The sequence below is a fragment of the Streptomyces gobitricini genome, assembly GCF_039532985.1.
Lineage (GTDB): Bacteria > Actinomycetota > Actinomycetes > Streptomycetales > Streptomycetaceae > Streptomyces > Streptomyces gobitricini.
In genome coordinates this window covers 70460-87733 of record NZ_BAAASR010000016.1, presented here as the reverse complement: position 1 = coordinate 87733, position 17274 = coordinate 70460, and the positions used below count along the sequence as shown (strand labels likewise).

General features: G+C 71.9%; 16 protein-coding genes, 1 tRNA gene and 1 pseudogene. 6 read left to right on the top strand and 12 right to left on the bottom strand.

What is annotated here, in order from left to right; all coding sequences use genetic code 11:
• Nucleotides 1-37: 37 nt before the first annotated feature.
• Together ABD347_RS14725 and ABD347_RS14720 are read right to left on the bottom strand one after the other, a co-directional pair.
• Nucleotides 38-2566: an ABC transporter permease gene (locus tag ABD347_RS14725; RefSeq protein WP_344361042.1), complete on the bottom strand. Its 2529-nt coding sequence runs from the start codon at nt 2564-2566 to the stop codon at nt 38-40.
• Nucleotides 2567-2646: 80 nt separating this feature from the next.
• On the bottom strand, nt 2647-3417 hold the full coding sequence (locus tag ABD347_RS14720) for an ABC transporter ATP-binding protein (protein WP_344361039.1): 771 nt from the start codon (nt 3415-3417) through the stop codon (nt 2647-2649).
• A 382-nt stretch (nt 3418-3799) separates the two neighbouring features.
• Between ABD347_RS14720 and ABD347_RS14715 the strand changes: the two genes are divergently transcribed.
• Both ABD347_RS14715 and ABD347_RS14710 read left to right on the top strand, forming a co-directional pair.
• Nucleotides 3800-3881, top strand: a tRNA-Leu gene (locus tag ABD347_RS14715).
• A gap of 171 nt (nt 3882-4052) precedes the next feature.
• Entirely contained in the window at nt 4053-4931 is an 879-nt protein-coding gene (locus ABD347_RS14710) for a Bax inhibitor-1/YccA family protein (RefSeq protein WP_344361037.1), read from the top strand.
• A 96-nt stretch (nt 4932-5027) separates the two neighbouring features.
• On the opposite strand, the gene ABD347_RS14705 is transcribed toward ABD347_RS14710, so the two are convergent.
• On the bottom strand, nt 5028-5258 hold the full coding sequence (locus ABD347_RS14705) for a DUF4287 domain-containing protein (RefSeq protein WP_064073280.1): 231 nt from the start codon (nt 5256-5258) through the stop codon (nt 5028-5030).
• A 99-nt stretch (nt 5259-5357) separates the two neighbouring features.
• Here ABD347_RS14705 and ABD347_RS14700 point away from each other — a divergent pair, with 99 nt between their 5' ends.
• Complete coding sequence (locus tag ABD347_RS14700; protein ID WP_344361033.1) at nt 5358-5690, top strand: hypothetical protein; 333 nt, start codon at nt 5358-5360, stop codon at nt 5688-5690.
• On the opposite strand, the gene ABD347_RS14695 is transcribed toward ABD347_RS14700, so the two are convergent.
• The 3 genes from ABD347_RS14695 to ABD347_RS14685 all read right to left on the bottom strand — a co-directional run bounded on the left by ABD347_RS14695 (nt 5674) and on the right by ABD347_RS14685 (nt 9395).
• Nucleotides 5674-6558: a hypothetical protein gene (locus ABD347_RS14695; protein ID WP_344361297.1), complete on the bottom strand. Its 885-nt coding sequence runs from the start codon at nt 6556-6558 to the stop codon at nt 5674-5676. The two genes, ABD347_RS14700 and ABD347_RS14695, sit on opposite strands and share 17 nt — an antisense overlap.
• Nucleotides 6559-6779: 221 nt before the next feature.
• Entirely contained in the window at nt 6780-8000 is a 1221-nt protein-coding gene (locus tag ABD347_RS14690; RefSeq protein ID WP_344361031.1) for an acetyl-CoA C-acetyltransferase, read from the bottom strand.
• Between the two features lie 393 nt (nt 8001-8393).
• Nucleotides 8394-9395 (bottom strand): SGNH/GDSL hydrolase family protein, encoded by a 1002-nt coding sequence (locus tag ABD347_RS14685; RefSeq protein WP_344361029.1) that lies wholly within the window; start codon nt 9393-9395, stop codon nt 8394-8396.
• Between the two features lie 104 nt (nt 9396-9499).
• On the opposite strand from ABD347_RS14685, the gene ABD347_RS14680 reads away from it, so the two are divergent.
• Entirely contained in the window at nt 9500-10885 is a 1386-nt protein-coding gene (locus tag ABD347_RS14680; protein WP_344361028.1) for a cystathionine beta-synthase, read from the top strand.
• A gap of 252 nt (nt 10886-11137) precedes the next feature.
• Here ABD347_RS14680 and ABD347_RS14675 read toward each other — a convergent pair whose 3' ends face one another.
• A complete protein-coding gene (locus tag ABD347_RS14675) occupies nt 11138-11563 on the bottom strand; it encodes a hypothetical protein (protein ID WP_344361026.1) in 426 nt (141 codons plus the stop codon).
• A 161-nt stretch (nt 11564-11724) separates the two neighbouring features.
• Here ABD347_RS14675 and ABD347_RS14670 point away from each other — a divergent pair, with 161 nt between their 5' ends.
• Both ABD347_RS14670 and ABD347_RS14665 read left to right on the top strand, forming a co-directional pair.
• Nucleotides 11725-12570 carry a MurR/RpiR family transcriptional regulator gene (locus ABD347_RS14670; RefSeq protein WP_344361025.1) on the top strand — a complete coding sequence of 282 codons (846 nt, stop codon included), beginning with the start codon at nt 11725-11727 and terminating at the stop codon, nt 12568-12570.
• A 103-nt stretch (nt 12571-12673) separates the two neighbouring features.
• On the top strand, nt 12674-13261 hold the full coding sequence (locus ABD347_RS14665) for a hypothetical protein (protein WP_344361023.1): 588 nt from the start codon (nt 12674-12676) through the stop codon (nt 13259-13261).
• Nucleotides 13262-13268: 7 nt separating this feature from the next.
• On the opposite strand, the gene ABD347_RS14660 is transcribed toward ABD347_RS14665, so the two are convergent.
• The 5 genes and pseudogenes from ABD347_RS14660 to ABD347_RS14640 all read right to left on the bottom strand — a co-directional run bounded on the left by ABD347_RS14660 (nt 13269) and on the right by ABD347_RS14640 (nt 17266).
• Nucleotides 13269-13643, bottom strand: coding sequence for a hypothetical protein (locus ABD347_RS14660; protein WP_344361020.1), 375 nt, complete (start codon nt 13641-13643; stop codon nt 13269-13271).
• A 5-nt stretch (nt 13644-13648) separates the two neighbouring features.
• Nucleotides 13649-14221: a roadblock/LC7 domain-containing protein gene (locus ABD347_RS14655; RefSeq protein ID WP_425575659.1), complete on the bottom strand. Its 573-nt coding sequence runs from the start codon at nt 14219-14221 to the stop codon at nt 13649-13651.
• A gap of 25 nt (nt 14222-14246) precedes the next feature.
• The gene (locus ABD347_RS14650) at nt 14247-15053 is read right to left on the bottom strand and encodes a transcriptional regulator (RefSeq protein WP_344361015.1); all 807 of its coding nucleotides are present in this window, start codon (nt 15051-15053) and stop codon (nt 14247-14249) included.
• Nucleotides 15050-15244: pseudogene (locus tag ABD347_RS30665) on the bottom strand (hypothetical protein); the annotation flags it as partial. The pseudogene ABD347_RS30665 and the gene ABD347_RS14650, both read right to left, overlap by 4 nt.
• A 666-nt stretch (nt 15245-15910) precedes the next feature.
• Nucleotides 15911-17266, bottom strand: a complete 1356-nt coding sequence (locus ABD347_RS14640) for an APC family permease (RefSeq protein ID WP_344361012.1) — start codon at nt 17264-17266, stop codon at nt 15911-15913.
• Between the last annotated feature and the right edge of the window lie 8 nt (nt 17267-17274).

The following is a 17274-nucleotide window of genomic DNA, read 5'->3' as shown; positions in this document are numbered from 1 at the left end:
GCGAACGGGAGCCCGGCCCTGCCCCTCCTCGCGGGGGCTACTCGGCCTTGATGGCGTTCAGCATGTTCAGCCTCGCCGCGGTGCGCGCCGGCCACATCGCGGCCAGGACGCCCACCAGAGCCGCCAGGGCCAGGAAGAGGCCGATCCGGTCCCAGGGGATCACCAGCGCGTAGCCCGGCAGGCTCGACTTGATGGTCTGGCCGATCGCCCAGCCCAGGAACGAGCCGAGGCCGATGCCGACCACCGCGCCGAAGACCGAGATGACCACGGCCTCCAGCCGCACCATCCGCTTCACCCGGCGCCGGTCCAGGCCGATCGCCCGCAGCATGCCGATCTCCTGCTGCCGCTCGAAGACCGACATGGCCAGCGTGTTGACGACACCGAGTACCGCGATGAGCAGGGCCATCGCCAGCAGGCCGTACATGATGTTCAGCATCATGTTGATCATGCCGCCGAACTCGTCGCGGATGTCCTGCTTGTCCATCACGTTGATCGCCGGGTTCTCACCCAGGGCGCTGACCAGCGCCTTCTCGTTCGCCGCGGTCTGGCCGCCGTCCATCTTCACAAAGATCTGCCGGATGTACGGCTTCAGCTCGTGCGGGGCGACGACCTTGGTGTCCACCAGGACCGGCGAGAGGAACTCGCTGTCCTTGTAGACCGCGCCGACGGTCAGCTCGCCCTTCTTCTTGTCGGAGAAGGTGACCGGCAGCGTGTCGCCGACCTTCCAGCCCTGCTTGGTGGCCGTCTTCTCGGCGACCGCCATCCGCCCCTGACCGAGCGAGGCCAGCGAACCGTCCACCACCTCGACGTTCAGCACCCGCTCGACGTCGCCCGGCGTGATGGCCGAGGCGGAGACCCACTGGTCCTCGATGTCGAAGTACGCGGCCTGCTGCGGCGACACGGCCGTGGCGCCCGGGGTCTTCTCCAGCGCGGTGAGCGCGGACTTGTCGAGGTCGCCGCCGCCGGCCATGACGACCATGTAGTCGGCCTTGATCTGGTCCGTGGTCATCTTGTCCAGCGCCGTGCCGACCGTCACGCCCAGCACCGACAGACCGGTCACCAGCGTCAGGCCGATGGCCAGCGCGGAGGCGGTGGCACCGGTACGGCGCGGGTTGCGGACGGCGTTCTGGCTCGCCAGCTTGCCCGATACCCCGAAGAACCTGACCATCAGCGGCCGTACGAGGGCGATGACCGGGCGGGACAGCAGCGGGATCAGCACGATCACGCCGACCAGCGCCAGGAACGCGCCACCGGCGATGGTCCACCGGCCGTCGGAACCGGCCGCGGCACCCGCCACGATCAGCGCGGCGCCCACGGCGGTGATGAAGCCGCCGATGGAGTTCCGTACGACCAGCGACTTGGTCGTCGCGATCGCGTGGACGCTGCTCATGGCGGCGACCGGCGGGATCTTCGCGGCCCGGCGGCCGGGCAGCCAGGCGGCGAGCATGGTGATCAGCACGCCGACGCCCAGGGCGGCGAGCACCGGGGTCGTACCGATGACGAGCGGTCCGGCGGGGACCTTCATGCCGAACGCGGCCATCCCGGAGCGCAGCCCGGCCGCCAGGCCGATGCCGAGGGCGAGACCGACCACGGAGGCCACCAGGCCGACGACCCCGGCCTCGGCGAGCACCGAGCGGGTGATCTGCTTGCGGGAGGCGCCGACGGCGCGCATCAGCGCGAGTTCCTTGGTGCGCTGGGCGACCAGCATGGTGAAGGTGTTGGAGATCAGGAAGACACCGACGAAGAGCGCGATGCCGGCGAAGCCCAGCAGCATCTGGTTGAGACCGCTCAGATCCCGCTCGATCATCTCCGCCTCCTCCGCGGCGAGCGCGGCGCCCGTCTTGGCCTCGGCGTTCTCCGGGACCAGCGGCTCGACCGCGTCGAGGATCCTCGCGTCGTCGGCGCCGGGGGCGGCGGTGACGGTCAGGTTCGTGTAGTAGCCCGGCTTCAGGTACAGCCGCTGGGCGACTGAGGTGTCGAAGAGGACCAGGCTGCCGCCCGCGTTCACGGCGCCGTCGTCGGTGGTGAAGACACCGGCGAGCGTGTACTCCTTGACCGGCCCGTTCGTGGCGACCCGTACGCGGTCGCCGACCCGGTACTCGCCCTTGGCCGCGGTGTCCTTGTCCAGCGCGATCTGGTCGTCCTCCACCGGGCCGGAGCCCTCGGTGAAGGTGTACGCGTCGTCCTTGCCGTCCGCGCCGGGGGAGAAGTTGGCGCCCTTGTTGGACCAGCCGACGCCTATCAGCTTGCCGTCGGGGTCGGCGACCCCGGCGAAACCGTCGACCCGTCCGTTGACGGAGGCGACCCCGTCGAGCTTCTTGATCTTGTCGACGGTCTGCTGGGAGAGGCCGGGCTCCTGCTTGGCGTCGTCCGTGTCGGCGTACGAGGTGACGGCGACGGCGACGTCGTCGTAGCTCTTGGCGGACTGGTTGCGGAAGGCGTTGGACAGGGTGTCGGTGAAGACCAGGGTGCCGGAGACGAACGCCACGCCGAGCATGACGGCGAGCACGGTCATCAGCAGCCTGGCCTTGTGCGCGAGCACATTGCGCAAGGCGGTACGGAACATGAGGTGTGAGTCCTGGGGTGAAGAGGGACCGGCGGAGAACCGGGGAGTCGTCGGTGCGGGGCGGCCGCCCCGGCGGGGCGTCAGCTCGTGCGGCCCTTGGCGTCGAACTCCTTCATGCGGTCGAGCACGCCGTCGGCGGTCGGGCGCAGCATCTCGTCCACGATCCGGCCGTCCGCGAGGAAGACCACACGGTCGGCGTAGGAGGCGGCCACCGGGTCGTGGGTGACCATCACGACGGTCTGCCCCAGTTCGCGTACCGAATTGCGCAGGAAGCCCAGCACCTCGGCGCCGGAGCGGGAGTCGAGGTTCCCGGTCGGCTCGTCACCGAAGATGATCTCCGGGCGGGAGGCCAGCGCGCGGGCCACGGCGACGCGCTGCTGCTGGCCGCCGGAGAGCTGCGCGGGCCGGTGGCTCAGCCGGCCGGACAGGCCCACCATGTCGATGACCTTGCGCAACCAGTCCTTGTCGGGCTTGCGGCCCGCGATGTCCATGGGGAGCGTGATGTTCTCCTGGGCGGTCAGCGTGGGCAGCAGGTTGAACGCCTGGAATATGAAGCCGATCTTGTCCCGGCGCAGCTGTGTGAGCTGCTTGTCCTTGAGGGAGCCCAGTTCGGTGTCACCGATGCGGACGGAACCGCTGCTGAAGGTGTCGAGCCCGGCCACGCAGTGCATCAGCGTCGACTTGCCGGAACCCGAGGGACCCATGATCGCGGTGAACTCGCCCTGGTGGAAGTCCACCGTGACCCGGTCCAGGGCGACCACCTGGGTCTCGCCCTGTCCGTAGACCTTGGACAGATCCGTGGCGCGGGCGGCTACCGCGGTGGCGCGGTAAGCGGTGGAGGTGGTGGTCACGAGGGGGCTCCTGTCGAGGACTGTTCTTCGAGGACCCCTCCATCGTCATGGCCCGCCACCCCGCCGGGCGTCCGTCCGCGTACCCGTTCCCGGGGCCGCCTGGAGTCGGACCGGGGAGTCCGAGGCTCCTCCTGAGGTATGACGGGACCCCTGACACGCGCCCCCGGTTCACCGACCGGGTGACACGAGGCGGCGACTTTCCGTCATTCCTTTGCGTACGTTTTTGCGGCCGCGATCCCCGGCAGTCGGCTGGGGTACGCCGCTCACCAGCACTGACGCACGCTCAGACGTCAATAAAATAAGACAACATCGGGACACCGTTCCACTGTTCGGGGGATGCGCCCCGATAGGCTCGTGTGCCAACGCGGAGCCGCGGGGTAACGCCCGGATGGTGGAATGCAGACACGGCGAGCTTAAACCTCGCTGGCCTTCGGGCCGTACCGGTTCGAGTCCGGTTCCGGGCACTCCCGACCTCCATCCCGGGAGCGGTCCCACAAAAAACCGGACGACCGGCAGGATTCAGCCACGGACCAGTGTGACAGGAGAGAAAGATCCTCCCCGAGCACTAGGGTGTTTCTTTTGCTCGCCCATTACTCTTGTCCCAAGGCCGCGCACGGCGGCCATGGAGGAGTGAGATGAGGAGCAGCAACCCGGTCTTCTCGCGACGGGGGTTCAGCCGCGACAACGGCTATGCGGGCTTCAACGCGCAGCAGCCGCAGGCCGGGGGCCCCGCCGCTGGAACCAGCCCGTACGCGACGAACCCGTACGCGACCAACCCGTACGCGCAGGACGCACAGCTCGGTGCGCCCACGCAGGCCCCGGCGCGCGCCGGTGCGATGACCATCGACGACGTGGTGTCCCGCACCGCGATGACGCTCGGTACGGTCTTCGTCACCGCCACGCTCGCCTGGTTCCTGATGCCGGTCGACCCGGAGAACATCAACACGTCGTACGGCATCGGGATCGGCGCGGCCCTCGTGGCCTTCGTCTTCGCCATGATCCAGGCCTTCAAGCGCAAGGCGTCCCCGGCGCTGATCCTGCTGTACGCGGCGTTCGAGGGCGTCTTCCTGGGCGTGATCTCCAACGCCGTCTCGACGTACGTCTCTCCCGGCGTCGTCCCGCAGGCGGTGCTGGGCACCATGGCGGTCTTCGCCGGCGTGCTGATCGCCTACAAGATGCGCTGGATCCGCGTCACCCGCCGCTTCTACGGCTTCGTGATGGCGGCCGCGCTGGGATTCATCCTGCTGATGGCGGTGAACCTGCTGTTCGCCGTGTTCGGCGGCGGTGACGGCCTCGGCTTCCGCAGCGGCGGCCTCGGCATCCTGTTCGGTGTCATCGGCATCATCCTCGGCGCGTGCTTCCTGGCCCTGGACTTCAAGCAGGTCGAGGACGGCATCGCGTACGGCGCTCCGCGCGAGGAGTCGTGGCTGGCGGCCTTCGGCCTCACCCTGACGCTGGTGTGGATCTACCTGGAGTTCCTGCGGCTGCTGTCGATCCTGCAGGGCAACGACTGACCGCCACCGTCCGGCCGGTGAGTCCACGGCCGTGAACGTACGAAGGGCCCGTCCGGCGACCGCCGGGCGGGCCCTTCGGCATGGTCGGCCGATCCGTCAGAGCAGCTTGCGGGCCGCCCGCCGCAGGTCGTACTCGTGGATGATCGCCTTGGCGTGCCCGTAACTGAGGTCGTGCTCGCCCCGGAGCCAGCTGACCTTCTCCTCGAAGCGGAGGAGGGAGGGGCCTTCCTCGACGGTGCGAAGCCATTCGGACACTTGCCGGCCCGTGCAGTGGGGAATGCGGGAGAGCAGATTTCGATGGGTCTCTTCGGAGAAGACTTGGGACATCGGCGCCTCCGGACGCTACGCGCGTGTGCTCCTTCACGTCACCGTGCCTGAGCGTTCGCCCGTTGGCAACAGTCCTGCCGCGGCGCATAGGGTCGCGGGGTGCTCGATACGACAGAACTGACCGCCGCCGTCGCCCGCCTCGCCGACCGGCTGAGGGCCGCGCCGCAGAGCCGGCTGCAACGGGGCGCGGCGGCCGAGGGGCTGGCCCTGGCCAGGGATCTGGCGGTGCGGGCCCAGCGGCTGGAGGCGCCGGACGCACCGCCGCGGACCATGCCGGACGCCGGGGTGTTCTCGGTCGCCGACCAGCTCCAGGTGGCCGGCAACGACATGGCGGAGGTCCTGCGAACGGCCCCGGCCGGCTCGCCGCTTCAGCGGGAGCTGGACGAGGCCGTGGCGGCGGTGCGGCGTACGGCGGCTACAGCGACGCTATGACGCGATCGGCCAGGACGTAGACGTTCTCGGCCTCGGTGTCGCCGCCGCACGAGAACGTCAGGGCGTACGCGCCGGAGACCCCCGAGCCGCCCAGCAGGACGGGCGTCCGGCCGCAGCGCAGCGCTTCCGCGAGGCGCTCGGCGGTCTCCCGGTGGCCGGGCGTCATGCACAGGGTCGTGCCGTCGGCGAAGACGTACACGTCCAGCGTGCCGAGGGGACCGGGCCGTACGTCGGTGAGCGCCGTACGGGCGTCGGCGAGCTCCTCCAGGCGGGCCACGGTGCGCTCGTGGTCGGTGACGACGGGTGTCTGGACCGGCACGAAGTCGGGGTGCGAGGGGTGCCGGCGGCGGGCGGCGGCCAGCTCCGGAGAGTCCTCGGGGTAGGCGTTGTCGGTGATGCCGGGCATATCGGGCAGCTCCGCGAGGGCGTCGAGCCCGTCGAGCCCGTCGCCGTACTCCGCGTACTCGGTGCCCAGGTCCATCGCGTCCAGGCCGGCGAAGTCCGCCTGGCGGGGCACGAAGAACGGCCCGTCCTCACCGGGCCCGGCCGGGTGGCCCGGCAGGCCGCTCAGCCCGCCGAGGAGGGTGCCGGGGCCGTCGCCGGCGTCCCTGGCCTCCTGGGCGGCCCAGAAGGCCCGCGCCTCGGCCAGCTCGCGCTCCCGCTCCTCGGCGAGGGCCTCGGCGACGGCCGTGCGTATGTCCTCGGTGGTGCGGGCGTGGGGCACGGTCGGGGCGCGTTCGGCGGTGCCGGCGGCGGCGAGCTCCGTGCGCAGCGCGGTGACCTGCTTGCGCAGCCCGTGGGCGGCGTGCAGGGCAGCGGCGCCCACGGCCGTGGCAGTGGCCGTGGTCAGCAGCAGGGCGAGAGACATGGCGCTCACTGACTTACTCCCGGTTTCAATCGATCCCCCGCACTTCCTACATCAGCTTGTCGTGCGCCCGCGCCCCCTGTCAGTGCATTACGTCACGAAATGGACAGGTATTTTTCCCCGTGTTTTTCCGCAGTCTCCCGGCTGACCTGCGCAAACGAATCTCCCCCAGGAGATAGGTCACATCCTGGGGGAGATTCGGTCACGGCTGGGACGCGGAGCGGTTAGCTGAGGCGCTCGATGACCATCGCCATGCCCTGGCCGCCGCCGACGCACATGGTCTCCAGGCCGAACTGCTTGTCGTGGAACTGGAGGCCGTTGATCAGGGTGCCGGTGAGGCGGGCGCCGGTCATGCCGAAGGGGTGGCCGACGGCGATGGCGCCACCGTTGACGTTCAGCTTCTCCAGCGGGATGTCCAGGTCGCGGTAGGACGGGATGACCTGGGCGGCGAACGCCTCGTTGATCTCCACCAGGTCGATGTCGCCGATGGTCAGCCCGGCGCGCCGCAGCGCCTGCTTGCTGGCCTCGACCGGCCCGTAGCCCATGATCTCGGGCGACAGGCCCGAGACGCCCGTGGAGACGATTCGCGCCAGCGGGGTCAGGCCCAGCTCCCGCGCCTTGGTGTCGCTCATGATGACGAGCGCGGCGGCGCCGTCGTTGAGCGGGCAGCAGTTGCCGGCGGTCACCCGGCCGTCGGGGCGGAAGACCGGCTTCAGCCCCTGCACGCCCTCCAGCGTCACGCCGGCGCGCGGGCCGTCGTCCTTGGAGACGACGGTGCCGTCGGGCGTGGTGACCGGGGTGATCTCCCGCTCCCAGAAGCCGTTCTTGATGGCTTCCTCGGCGAGGTTCTGCGACCGGACGCCGAACTCGTCCATGTCCTGGCGGGTGACGCCCTTGAGGCGCGCCAGGTTCTCGGCGGTCTGGCCCATCGCGATGTACGCGTCGGGGATCTGCCCGTCCTCGCGCGGGTCGTGCCAGTCCGTGCCCTCCTGCTCGGCACGGGCGGCGGTGCGGGCCTCCGCCTCGGCGAAGAGCGGGTTGTGGGTGTCGGGCAGGCCGTCGCTGGTGCCCTTCACGGAGCGGGAGACCATCTCGACACCGGCGGAGATGAAGACGTCGCCCTCGCCCGCCTTGATGGCGTGCAGCGCCATGCGGGAGGTCTGGAGCGACGAGGAGCAGTACCGGGTGACGGTGCAGCCGGGCAGGTGGTCCATGCCCATCTGCACGGCGACGATACGGCCCAGGTTGTGCCCCTGCTCGCCGCCGGGCAGGCCGCAGCCGAGCATCAGGTCGTCGATGTCACGCGGGTCGAGCTCGGGCACCTTGGCGAGCGCGGCCTGGATGATCGTGGCGGTCAGGTCGTCCGGCCGCAGGTCCTTCAGCGAGCCCTTGAAGGCCCGGCCGATCGGGGAGCGGGCGGCTGAGACGATCACGGCTTCGGGCATCACGGCTCCAGAGGGGCGAGGGGCAGGACTGAGAGGGAAGTTACCCGTACGTACCGCGTAGGTCATCGGGGCGGACGTGTGATGCGGACCGCATTTCTAAGCGCTCGCTCAGCCTTCGGGCCCTCGCCCGCACCCGGTTCCTTCCCGGTTACGGACATTTCACCCCCCGAAGCCCCGGAGCCCCGAAGCCCGAAGCCCGCCGCCGGGATCCGGTGCCGCCAGCGTTCGGGATCCGCGCCGCCCGCCTCCGGGATCCGCGCCACCCGCTCCGGGGGCACCGGCATGCGGCGCCGCGCCCCGGTGCCGCGCCCCGCCGGGTGCCCACCCCCCGGGGTGTGCCGCCGGGTGCCCACCCCCCGGGGTGTGCCCGCCCCGGGGGGTGGGGCGGGCCCGTCAGGGGTGGGCGTCCGGCAGAGGCGCGGGGTCCTGGACGGAGGGCAGGCGCCGCCGGCGGCGGTGCTTGAGCAGGGCCCATGGGGCGCGGGCGCCCGTGACCTCCGTACCGGCCTCCTCCACCGCCTCGGCCGCGGCCTTGGCGACCGGCAGCATCCCCTCCCGGCGGTCCGCCTCCAGCCGCTCCTCCTCCGGCCACACGTCCAGCACCGCGCACAGCGTCGGGAGCATCGCCATCGCCGCCGTGGCGTACCCCTCCGCCGACGGGTGGTAGTTGTCGGCGCCGAACATCTCCCGGGGGTTCGCCGCGAACTCCGGCCCCAGGAGGTCGCCCAGCGACACCGTGCGCCCGCCCTGCTCGACGACCACGATCGTCTGGGCGGCGGCCAGCTGCCGCGACACCCGGCGCGCCAGCCACCGCAGCGGCTGGTAGACCGGCTCGATCGTGCCCAGGTCCGGGCACGTGCCGACCACCACCTCCGCACCCGCCGTACGGAGGCGGCGCACGGCCGTCGCCAGGTACCGCACCGACTGCGTCGCCGACATCCGGTGCGTCACGTCATTCGCGCCGATCATGATCACGCACACGTCGGGGACCCGCCCCGGATGGGCCAGCAGCAGCGTGACCTGCCGCTCCAGGTCGTCCGACCGGGCGCCGGGCAGCGCGACGTTCCGCAGCTCCACGGGGCTTTCCGCGACCGCCGCCAGCCCGGAGGCGAGCAGCGCCCCCGGTGTCTGGCCCGCCCGCCGCACGCCCTGGCCCGCCGCCGTCGAATCACCCAGAAGGGCCAGTCGGAGGGGCTCCGCGCCGCCGTCGTACCCCCGGCCGTACAGCCCGTCGGCCGCCGGCGGCAGCGGTGCCACGCCACCGCCCACCGAGCGTTTCGCCAGCCGTACCTCGGCCAGCAGCACCCCGACCGCCGCCGCCCCCAGCAGGCCGATGCCGCCACCCCCGTACGCCGCGCCGGCGGCGATCCGCCGTGCCACCCTCGCCCTCGACATCGGGACGGCCACCTCCTCGATCGGGTACAAGAGCTAACTGCCCCGAACTCGACTCCGACTACGCATACGCTGGCGGGACCATTACGGAGACCCCGGAGACTACGGTGCAATACCACGACTCGATGATCAGCCTCGTCGGCAATACCCCGCTGGTGAAGCTCAACAGTGTGACCGATGGCCTGCAGGCCACCGTCCTGGCCAAGGTCGAGTACTTCAATCCCGGCGGTTCGGTCAAGGACCGTATCGCCCTGCGCATGATCGAGGCGGCCGAGGAGAGCGGCGCCCTGAAGCCCGGCGGCACGATCGTCGAGCCCACGTCCGGCAACACGGGCGTCGGCCTCGCCATCGTGGCCCAGCAGAAGGGCTACAAGTGCGTCTTCGTCTGCCCCGACAAGGTCTCGACCGACAAGATCAACGTGCTGCGGGCGTACGGCGCCGAGGTCGTCGTCTGCCCCACGGCCGTGGACCCGGAGCACCCCGACTCCTACTACAACGTCTCCGACCGCCTCGTCCGTGAGACGCCGGGCGCCTGGAAGCCGGACCAGTACTCCAACCCGAACAACCCCCGGTCGCACTACGAGACCACCGGTCCCGAGCTGTGGGACCAGACCGACGGGAAGATCACCCACTTCGTCGCGGGCGTCGGCACCGGAGGCACCATCACCGGCACCGGCCGCTACCTGAAGGAGGTCAGCGGCGGCAAGGTCCGCGTCGTCGGCGCCGACCCCGAGGGCTCCGTCTACTCCGGCGGCTCGGGCCGCCCCTACCTCGTCGAGGGCGTCGGCGAGGACTTCTGGCCCACCGCCTACGACCGGACCGTCACCGACGAGATCGTCGCCGTGTCGGACAAGGACTCGTTCCAGATGACCCGCCGCCTGGCCAAGGAGGAGGGTCTCCTCGTCGGCGGCTCCTGCGGCATGGCCGTCGTCGCGGCGCTGCGGGTCGCCGAGGGCCTCGGCCCCGACGACGTCGTGGTCGTCCTCCTTCCCGACAGCGGCAAGGGCTACCTGTCGAAGATCTTCAACGACGAGTGGATGGCCGACTACGGCTTCCTGGAGGAGGCCGGCCCGTCCGCCGGAGTGGGTGACGTCCTCCGCCACAAGGAGGGTGACATCCCCAAGCTCGTCCACATGCACCCCGAGGAGACGGTCGGCGAAGCCATCGAGGTCCTGCGCGAGTACGGCGTCTCGCAGATGCCGATCGTCAAGCCGGGCGCCGGCCACCCCGACGTCATGGCCGCCGAGGTCGTCGGCTCGGTCGTCGAACGCGAGCTGCTGGACGCCCTGTTCACCAAGCGCGCCTCCCTCGACGACCCGCTCGACAAGCACATGAGCCCGCCGCTGCCCCAGGTCGGCTCGGGTGAGCCGGTCGCCGACCTCATGTCCGTACTGGGCTCGGCCGACGCGGCGATCGTGCTGGTCGAGGGCAAGCCGACCGGTGTGGTGAGCCGTCAGGACCTGCTCGCCTTCCTCGCCAAGGAAGGCAAGTAGCCACAAGGGAACGGGGCTTCGCGCGATCGGTACGAGCGCGACATGTGGTGGCAGCACGCGCTTAACACGCGCCGGGCATCGTGAGTCGTGTCGGCGTCACGGACCTCCGGAGCGGCTCCCGGACCTCCTGATGCGCCGTGGACGCGGAGACCGGCCCTGACCCGGGCCCGTGTCCCTCGCGGGGACCGCCGTCGTCCCGCCCCCCGGCAACGGGGGTGCGGCGGTCCCCGCGCAACGTGCCCCGCAAACACCTCAGATGTCCGGCTCCGCGTCGTTCCGGACGCGCCGCCACCGGGACAGGCCACGCAACGAGTGCGCCGCGTTGACGCCGACTATGCCCGCCCAGGTCACTATCAGGCCCCCCAACCCGGCCGCACCGACACCGATCCCCGAGAGCGGGACCGCGAGGATCAGCGAGACGATGGCGAAACCGAAGCGCTCGCCGAAGTTCTCCCCGACCACCGCGCCGGCGCCGCCCGGTCGGGCGCCGCGGGCGCGGATCATCTGCTGCTCGGCGAGCTGACGGCGGACGCGCCGGTCGACCGTGGCGTCCAGGCGCTGGTCCAGCTTCTCCAGGAACGACTCGATCAGGGCCGGCTCGTACTCCGCCCCCAGTTCGCGGCGTGCCTGGAGGGTGACGTCGAGCTCCTTCTCGAGCTCCGTGTCGCGGGCTTCCATGCCATTCACGGTACGTAGCCGCAGCCGTCGAGTCGCTGGGGCTAACCCCCCTTTCCGCCCTCCTGGACGCCCCCGGAACCCCGGTGCCGCTTGCCCGGCTGCATATCGTCATGCAGAGTCTTGAGTGACTGAATAACCGGGTCGGGAACGAGGGGGACGGGATGAGTGACAGCCCTGCCGCACGCCTGCAGGCGCTCTTCGAGGGGCACCGGCTGACGCCCACACAGCGGCGGATCGCCCACTCGATGGTGCGGCGCGCCGCCGACGTACCGTTCCTGTCGAGCGTGGAGCTGGCCGAACTGGCGGGCGTCAGCCAGCCGTCCGTCACGCGCTTCGCCGTGGCGCTCGGGTTCGACGGCTACCCGGCGCTGCGCAAGCACCTGCGCGAGGTGGCCCCCGCCGAGCCGGCCGCCGGAGCGGGGGCCGGGACCACGTACAACGAGTACCAGCAGGCCGTGCTGGGCGAGATCGAGAACCTCAGGCACCTGGCCGAACTGCTCGCCGACCCCGAGCCGGTGGAGCGCGCCGGACGGCTGCTCGCCTCCTCCCGGCCGCTGCCCGTACTGGGGCTGCGGGCCGCCTCCTCGCAGGCGCGGGGCTTCGCGTACTTCGCGGCGAAGGTCCACCCCGACGTACGGCTGCTCGACGAGGGCGGCACGATGCTCACCGACCGGATCGACGCCGCTGTGCGCGCGGGCGCCACCGTGCTGCTGTGCTTCGCGCTGCCCCGGCACCCCCGCGAGGTCGTGGACGCCCTGGCGTACGCGCGCGACGCGGGGCTGACCGTCGTCACGGTCGCCGACTCCGCGTTCGCCCCGGTCGCCAAGCACAGCGACCTGCTGATCCCGGCGGCGGTCGGTACCGGCCTCGCCTTCGACACGGCGTGCGCGCCGATGCTGCTGGGACGGGTGCTGCTGGAGGCGATGTGCGACGGGCTGCCGGACGCGCAGGCGCGGCTGGAGCGGTTCGACGCCGCGGCGGCCGCGCGGGGCCTGTTCGTGGAGTGACGGTCCGGTCCTCCAAACGGCTGCGCGTCCTCTCAGGAGACTTTAAGGAAGGGGCGTTACCCTCCCGCCGCAACCACCGGTCGTGTGAGAGGAGGAGGCGGACATGGGGGTCCCCCGGAGGAAGGCAGGGGGAGCGCGGCGGGCGGCCACGCTGGCGCGAGTGGCCGTGGTCGTACGGGCGGGGGCCGCGCCCCTGTGGTGGGCGGGGTTGCTCGCCGCCGGGGCCGGGGCGCTGCTGCCCGGGCTCACCGGACGGCGCGTCGGGCTGCTCGCCGGCGCCGCCCTGTTCCTGGTGACCGCCGCCGCCGTGGCACTGGCGCGGCGCGGGCGCTACACACGACTGGCCGCACGGGCCACGAGGGCGGCACGGGCGGACTTCCTCCAGGACCGGGCCGTGACCGTGCGCGCCCGGCGGTGGGCCCACCGCTGGTGGCTGGCGGGCGCGTTCGCCGCCGCCGTCGCCTCCTCCTTCGCGCTGCCGGGCGCGGGAGGGCTGTGCCTGGCCGGCGCGGGCGCCGGACTGTGGTGGAAGGCCCGGTGGCTCGGGCGCCGGGAACGCACCGAGGAAACGCTGTGGTGGGTACGTACCGACCGGCTCGCCAAGGGACCGGCCGGCGGGCCCGTCGAGGCGTACCGGTCGACGGGCATCGCGGCGGGCGACGCCGCGCCGGGCGGGGCGCGGCGACGCTGAGCCCGCGTCAGACCTCCAGCTCGGCCTCGATCTTCCTGAGCTGGTGGCGCGCCATCGCCAGGTTCGCCCGCTGCTTGTCCAGTGCGAGGTAGAGGAACAGGCCGTTGGCGCCCCGGCCCTTGAGGAGCCGGATCAGGTGGTACTGCGTACCCAGCGTGATGAGGATGTCCTCGATCTCCTCGTTCAGCCCGAGCATCTCCATGGTGCGCACTTTGGCGCGGACGACGTCGGTGTTGCCCGCGGCGGCGACCGCCAGGTCGAGGTCCTTGCCACCGCCGATCGTGCCGAGGGCCATGCCGCTGCTGTAGTCGACGAGGGCTGCCCCCAGGGCACCGTCGATGACGGTGGTGGCTTCCTTGAGGGCGGTTTCGGTGTTGGCCATGAGTCTCACACTTCCTTCGGTTCGTGGGTCGGGAGGGGCGGGAGGGGCGGAACGGCTTGTCGGACGGGCAAGGGCGCGGCCGTGGTCGTGGGCGCGGTCGTGGGCGCGGGTCGTGGCTCGCTCCGGGGCGTACGCCGGTGCAGGGCGCCGTCGACCAGTTCGCCGATGCGGGCGCTGGACCGGCGGGCCTCCAGGTGGAGCCGGCCCACGTTGACGCGGGGTTCGGCGAGGAGCGTCAGGACGGCGGAGCCGCCCGCCGCGTACGTCGCGACGTAGCCGTGCTCGCCGCGGACCAGCAGCTCCCGGAACCCGCCCTGCCCGGTGGCGTCGGTGAGCCGGAGCGCGACGCCGAGCGCGGCCGCGGTGAGCGCGGCGACGCCCTCCGCGGCGTTCGGGTCCGCCGTGTCCCGGGCCAGGACCAGGCCGTCGGCGCTGGCCGCCAGCGCCCCGGTCACCTGCGGGACCCGGGCCCGCAGGCGTCTGAGCTCGCCGAGCACCTCGGCTTCGGCTGCCGTCATCAACTGCCTCCTCTCGCTCCTCTCGCTTCTCTCGGCACGCTGTCGCAAGGCGCGCCTCATGAGCGCGCACGGGGCGTACGGGCGGTCACAGATGGGCCTCCAGGGCGTCACGGAGCCGGCGGAGCAGGGCGATGTCCGGTTCGGCTGCGAAGCCGGCGGGGTCGTAGGGGACGGGCCCGTACGGATTGGGCTCGTACGAGTACGAGTACGGGTGATGCGCGTACGGGTACGGGTGTGCGTACGGGTGCGACTGGCGCGGAGCCGGGTCGGACGGGGCCGGGTCCGGCGGGGTCATCACCAGGCCGGCCGCGGCCAGCCGCCGGATCTCCAGCAGCGTGTGGAACGCCGGGCGGCCCAGCGCCCAGGCGAGCTCCGCGGGGGTACGGAGGCCGTCGGCGTGCGCCAGCAGGGCCCGCTGGCGGGCGGTCACCGTCTGGCCGGGGGCGGCGGGCCGGGGGACGACCGGCACGGCGTCGACGGCGGGGTAGGGCCACACGCTGTCGAGCAGCTCACGTCGGCGCAGCGTCTCCCGCTCGATGTCGGTCGCCGGGACGGGGCGTACCGCTCGTGCGGCGTGCGTCCCGTGGACGGCGCCGTACTGGAAGCGGGCCGGGCCGCGCCCGGGGGCGAGCGCGAAGAACGCCGCGTCGAACAGGGCGCCCAGGTGGCAGATCTCCAGCTCGCCGGCCGCGATCCGGCCCTGCCGCGGCTGCCGTCCGCCCGCGGTCAGCAGGACGTCCGGGCCGGGCGCGACCGGGCTCTGCGCGTGCACGACCCGCCCGTCGACGAGGTACAGCGTCCCGTGGTCCCGTACCAGCGCCCCGGTGGCGCGCTCCTGGGCGAGCCGCAGCAGCATCGGGGACACGACCGCTCCGGTGGTGCGCGTGGTCATACCAGTACCAGCCGCTCGGCCAACTCCCGCAGCCGCAGGCGGGCCAGGGCCAGGTTGCCCGTGGAGCGGTCCAGCCACAGGTGGAGGAACACGCTGCTGTCGAAGGTCGTCTCGACGAACCGCAGGACGTGGTAACCGGTGCGGGTGGTGACGATCACGTCCTCGACGGGTGGCGCCTCGGGGTCCACGCCGACCGGCAGCGCCGGGAGCGGCGGGGCGGTGGCGGGGCTCGCCGACGGGGTGGGGCGGGCGTCCGGTGCCGCTGCCCCGGTGTGCGCCCCGGCGGGTGGGCCGGCGGGTGGGCCGCCCGGCCGGCCGCGTGCGTCGTCCCGGGCCCATGGTGCCGGTATCGGTAACGGGGTCAGGCCCGGTGCCGGTACCGGTGTCAGGCCCGCTATGGAAGCGGGGTTCGGTCCGGTGTTCGGGCCGGGTATGGAGTCCATGGGCACGGAGCCCCTGGCCGGGCCCGCCGCGGGTCCCTCGGCCGGGCCGGTCATAGGCGTGGGCGCGGGTCCCGGTGCCACCACTGCCGCGTCGGGGGCGAACGACTCGTACTCCGCGGCCGCCCGCGCCAGTTCCGCCGTCTCCGCCGCCGTCGTCTCGTGGTCACCCACCGGGGACCGGCCGGCCGTGCCGAGCGCGAGCCCACTGGTCCAGTCGACGAGTGCCGCGCCCAGCGCGCCCGGCAGGCTCATGACTTCGCGCAGGCACTCGTCGATTCCGGGCACGCGGGCTCCCTCCCAGTTCCCCGTTGCGCATCCAAGGCTGTGACCACGACGCTACGCAACGTTCGCTCTCCTGGTGGGACTTCTGGCATTTTCCGGAGGAACGTGCCCGCGACGGGATAGGGTCGCCGGTTACGCCTCTCCGCGTGCCCGCATCACCACCCTGTTGAGCGCCCACAGCCCCACGCCGATCGCCACCAGCACGCCCGCCCGGATGTACACGTCCGCGTCCCGGTCGGCGAACGGGCTCGCCAGGAGGAGCGAGGTGAGCGCGCCCAGGACCGGCAGCGCCGTCGGCGTACGGAAGTGCTCGTGCTCGACCGGGTCGCGGCGCAGCACCAGTACCGCAATGTTGACCACCGCGAAGACGCACAGCAGCAGGAACGCCGTCGTGTCGCCCAGGCCCTCGATCTCACCGGTCGACACCAGGCCGACCGCCAGCAGCGACACGAAGACGATGCCGACGACGGGGGTGCGGCGCCGGGGCAGCACCCGGCCCATGGCGCGCGGCAGGATGCGCTCGTTGGCCATGCCGTAGCAGAGCCGCGAGGCCATCATGATGTTGATGAGCGCGGAGTTGGTGACGGCGAACAGGGCGATGAGCGCGAAGGCCTTGGGCGGGAAGTCGACACCACCGGCCCTGACGACCTCCAGGAGCGGCCCACTGGACTTCTCCAGCGTGCGGTGGTCGACCAGGAGCGAGGAGACCAGCGCCACCAGGACGTAGACGGTGCCGGTGACCGCGACGCCGGTGAAGATCGCCCGGGGGAACGTGCGGACCGGGTTCCGCGTCTCCTCGGCCATGTTGACCGAGTCCTCGAAGCCGACGAACGCGAAGAAGCCGAGCGCCGTCGCCCCCAGCACGCTGGTCAGGAGCGCGTACCCGGTGCCGGTCGCCTGGAACTCGCCCAGTCGCGAGGGCTCCCCGCCGCCGGTGAGCACCGCCCAGGCGCCGATGGTGAGGATGATCGCCAGGCCGGTCAGCTCGACCAGGGTGAGGACGACGTTCGTCTTCACCGACTCGGACACGCCCCGCAGGCTGAGGGCGGCGAGGGCGAGGACGAAGAGGATCGCCACCAGGGTGGGCGGTACCGCGCCCCCGGTGAACTCCGCGAGGTAGTCCCCGCTGAAGGCGCGGGCGGCCGCGCTCGCGGACGACAGCCCCGAGCACACCACCATGAAGGCGACGATGAAGGTCAGGAACGGGACCTTGAACGCCTTCTGGGTGTAGAGGGCCGCCCCGGCCGCCTTCGGGTACTTGCCGACGAGTTCGACGTACGAGGCCGCCGTCAGGACCGCGACGACGAAGCCGATCGCGAACGGCAGCCAGAGCGCGCCTCCCACCTTCCCCGCCACTTTGCCGGTGGTGGCGTAGATCCCGGTGCCGAGGATGTCGCCGATGACGAAGAGGATGAGCAGTTTCGGCCCGATGACCCGTTTGAGGGCGGGCTCCTCGTGAGCTCCCGTGGGCTGTTGGGTGGTGGTCATGGGGAGGT

Bases quoted from the DNA above. Each gene is read 5' to 3' on its own strand.
- ABD347_RS14725 (WP_344361042.1), bottom strand. From the start codon at position 2,566: ATGTTCCGTACCGCCTTGCGCAATGTGCTCGCGCACAAGGCCAGGCTG.
- ABD347_RS14710 (WP_344361037.1), top strand. From the start codon at position 4,053: ATGAGGAGCAGCAACCCGGTCTTCTCGCGACGGGGGTTCAGCCGCGAC.
- ABD347_RS14705 (WP_064073280.1), bottom strand. From the start codon at position 5,258: ATGTCCCAAGTCTTCTCCGAAGAGACCCATCGAAATCTGCTCTCCCGC.
- ABD347_RS14695 (WP_344361297.1), bottom strand. From the start codon at position 6,558: ATGTCTCTCGCCCTGCTGCTGACCACGGCCACTGCCACGGCCGTGGGC.
- ABD347_RS14690 (WP_344361031.1), bottom strand. From the start codon at position 8,000: ATGCCCGAAGCCGTGATCGTCTCAGCCGCCCGCTCCCCGATCGGCCGG.
- ABD347_RS14685 (WP_344361029.1), bottom strand. From the start codon at position 9,395: ATGTCGAGGGCGAGGGTGGCACGGCGGATCGCCGCCGGCGCGGCGTAC.
- ABD347_RS14675 (WP_344361026.1), bottom strand. From the start codon at position 11,563: ATGGAAGCCCGCGACACGGAGCTCGAGAAGGAGCTCGACGTCACCCTC.
- ABD347_RS14670 (WP_344361025.1), top strand. From the start codon at position 11,725: ATGAGTGACAGCCCTGCCGCACGCCTGCAGGCGCTCTTCGAGGGGCAC.
- ABD347_RS14665 (WP_344361023.1), top strand. From the start codon at position 12,674: ATGGGGGTCCCCCGGAGGAAGGCAGGGGGAGCGCGGCGGGCGGCCACG.
- ABD347_RS14660 (WP_344361020.1), bottom strand. From the start codon at position 13,643: ATGGCCAACACCGAAACCGCCCTCAAGGAAGCCACCACCGTCATCGAC.
- ABD347_RS14655 (WP_425575659.1), bottom strand. From the start codon at position 14,221: ATGAGGCGCGCCTTGCGACAGCGTGCCGAGAGAAGCGAGAGGAGCGAG.
- ABD347_RS14650 (WP_344361015.1), bottom strand. From the start codon at position 15,053: ATGACCACGCGCACCACCGGAGCGGTCGTGTCCCCGATGCTGCTGCGG.
- ABD347_RS14640 (WP_344361012.1), bottom strand. From the start codon at position 17,266: ATGACCACCACCCAACAGCCCACGGGAGCTCACGAGGAGCCCGCCCTC.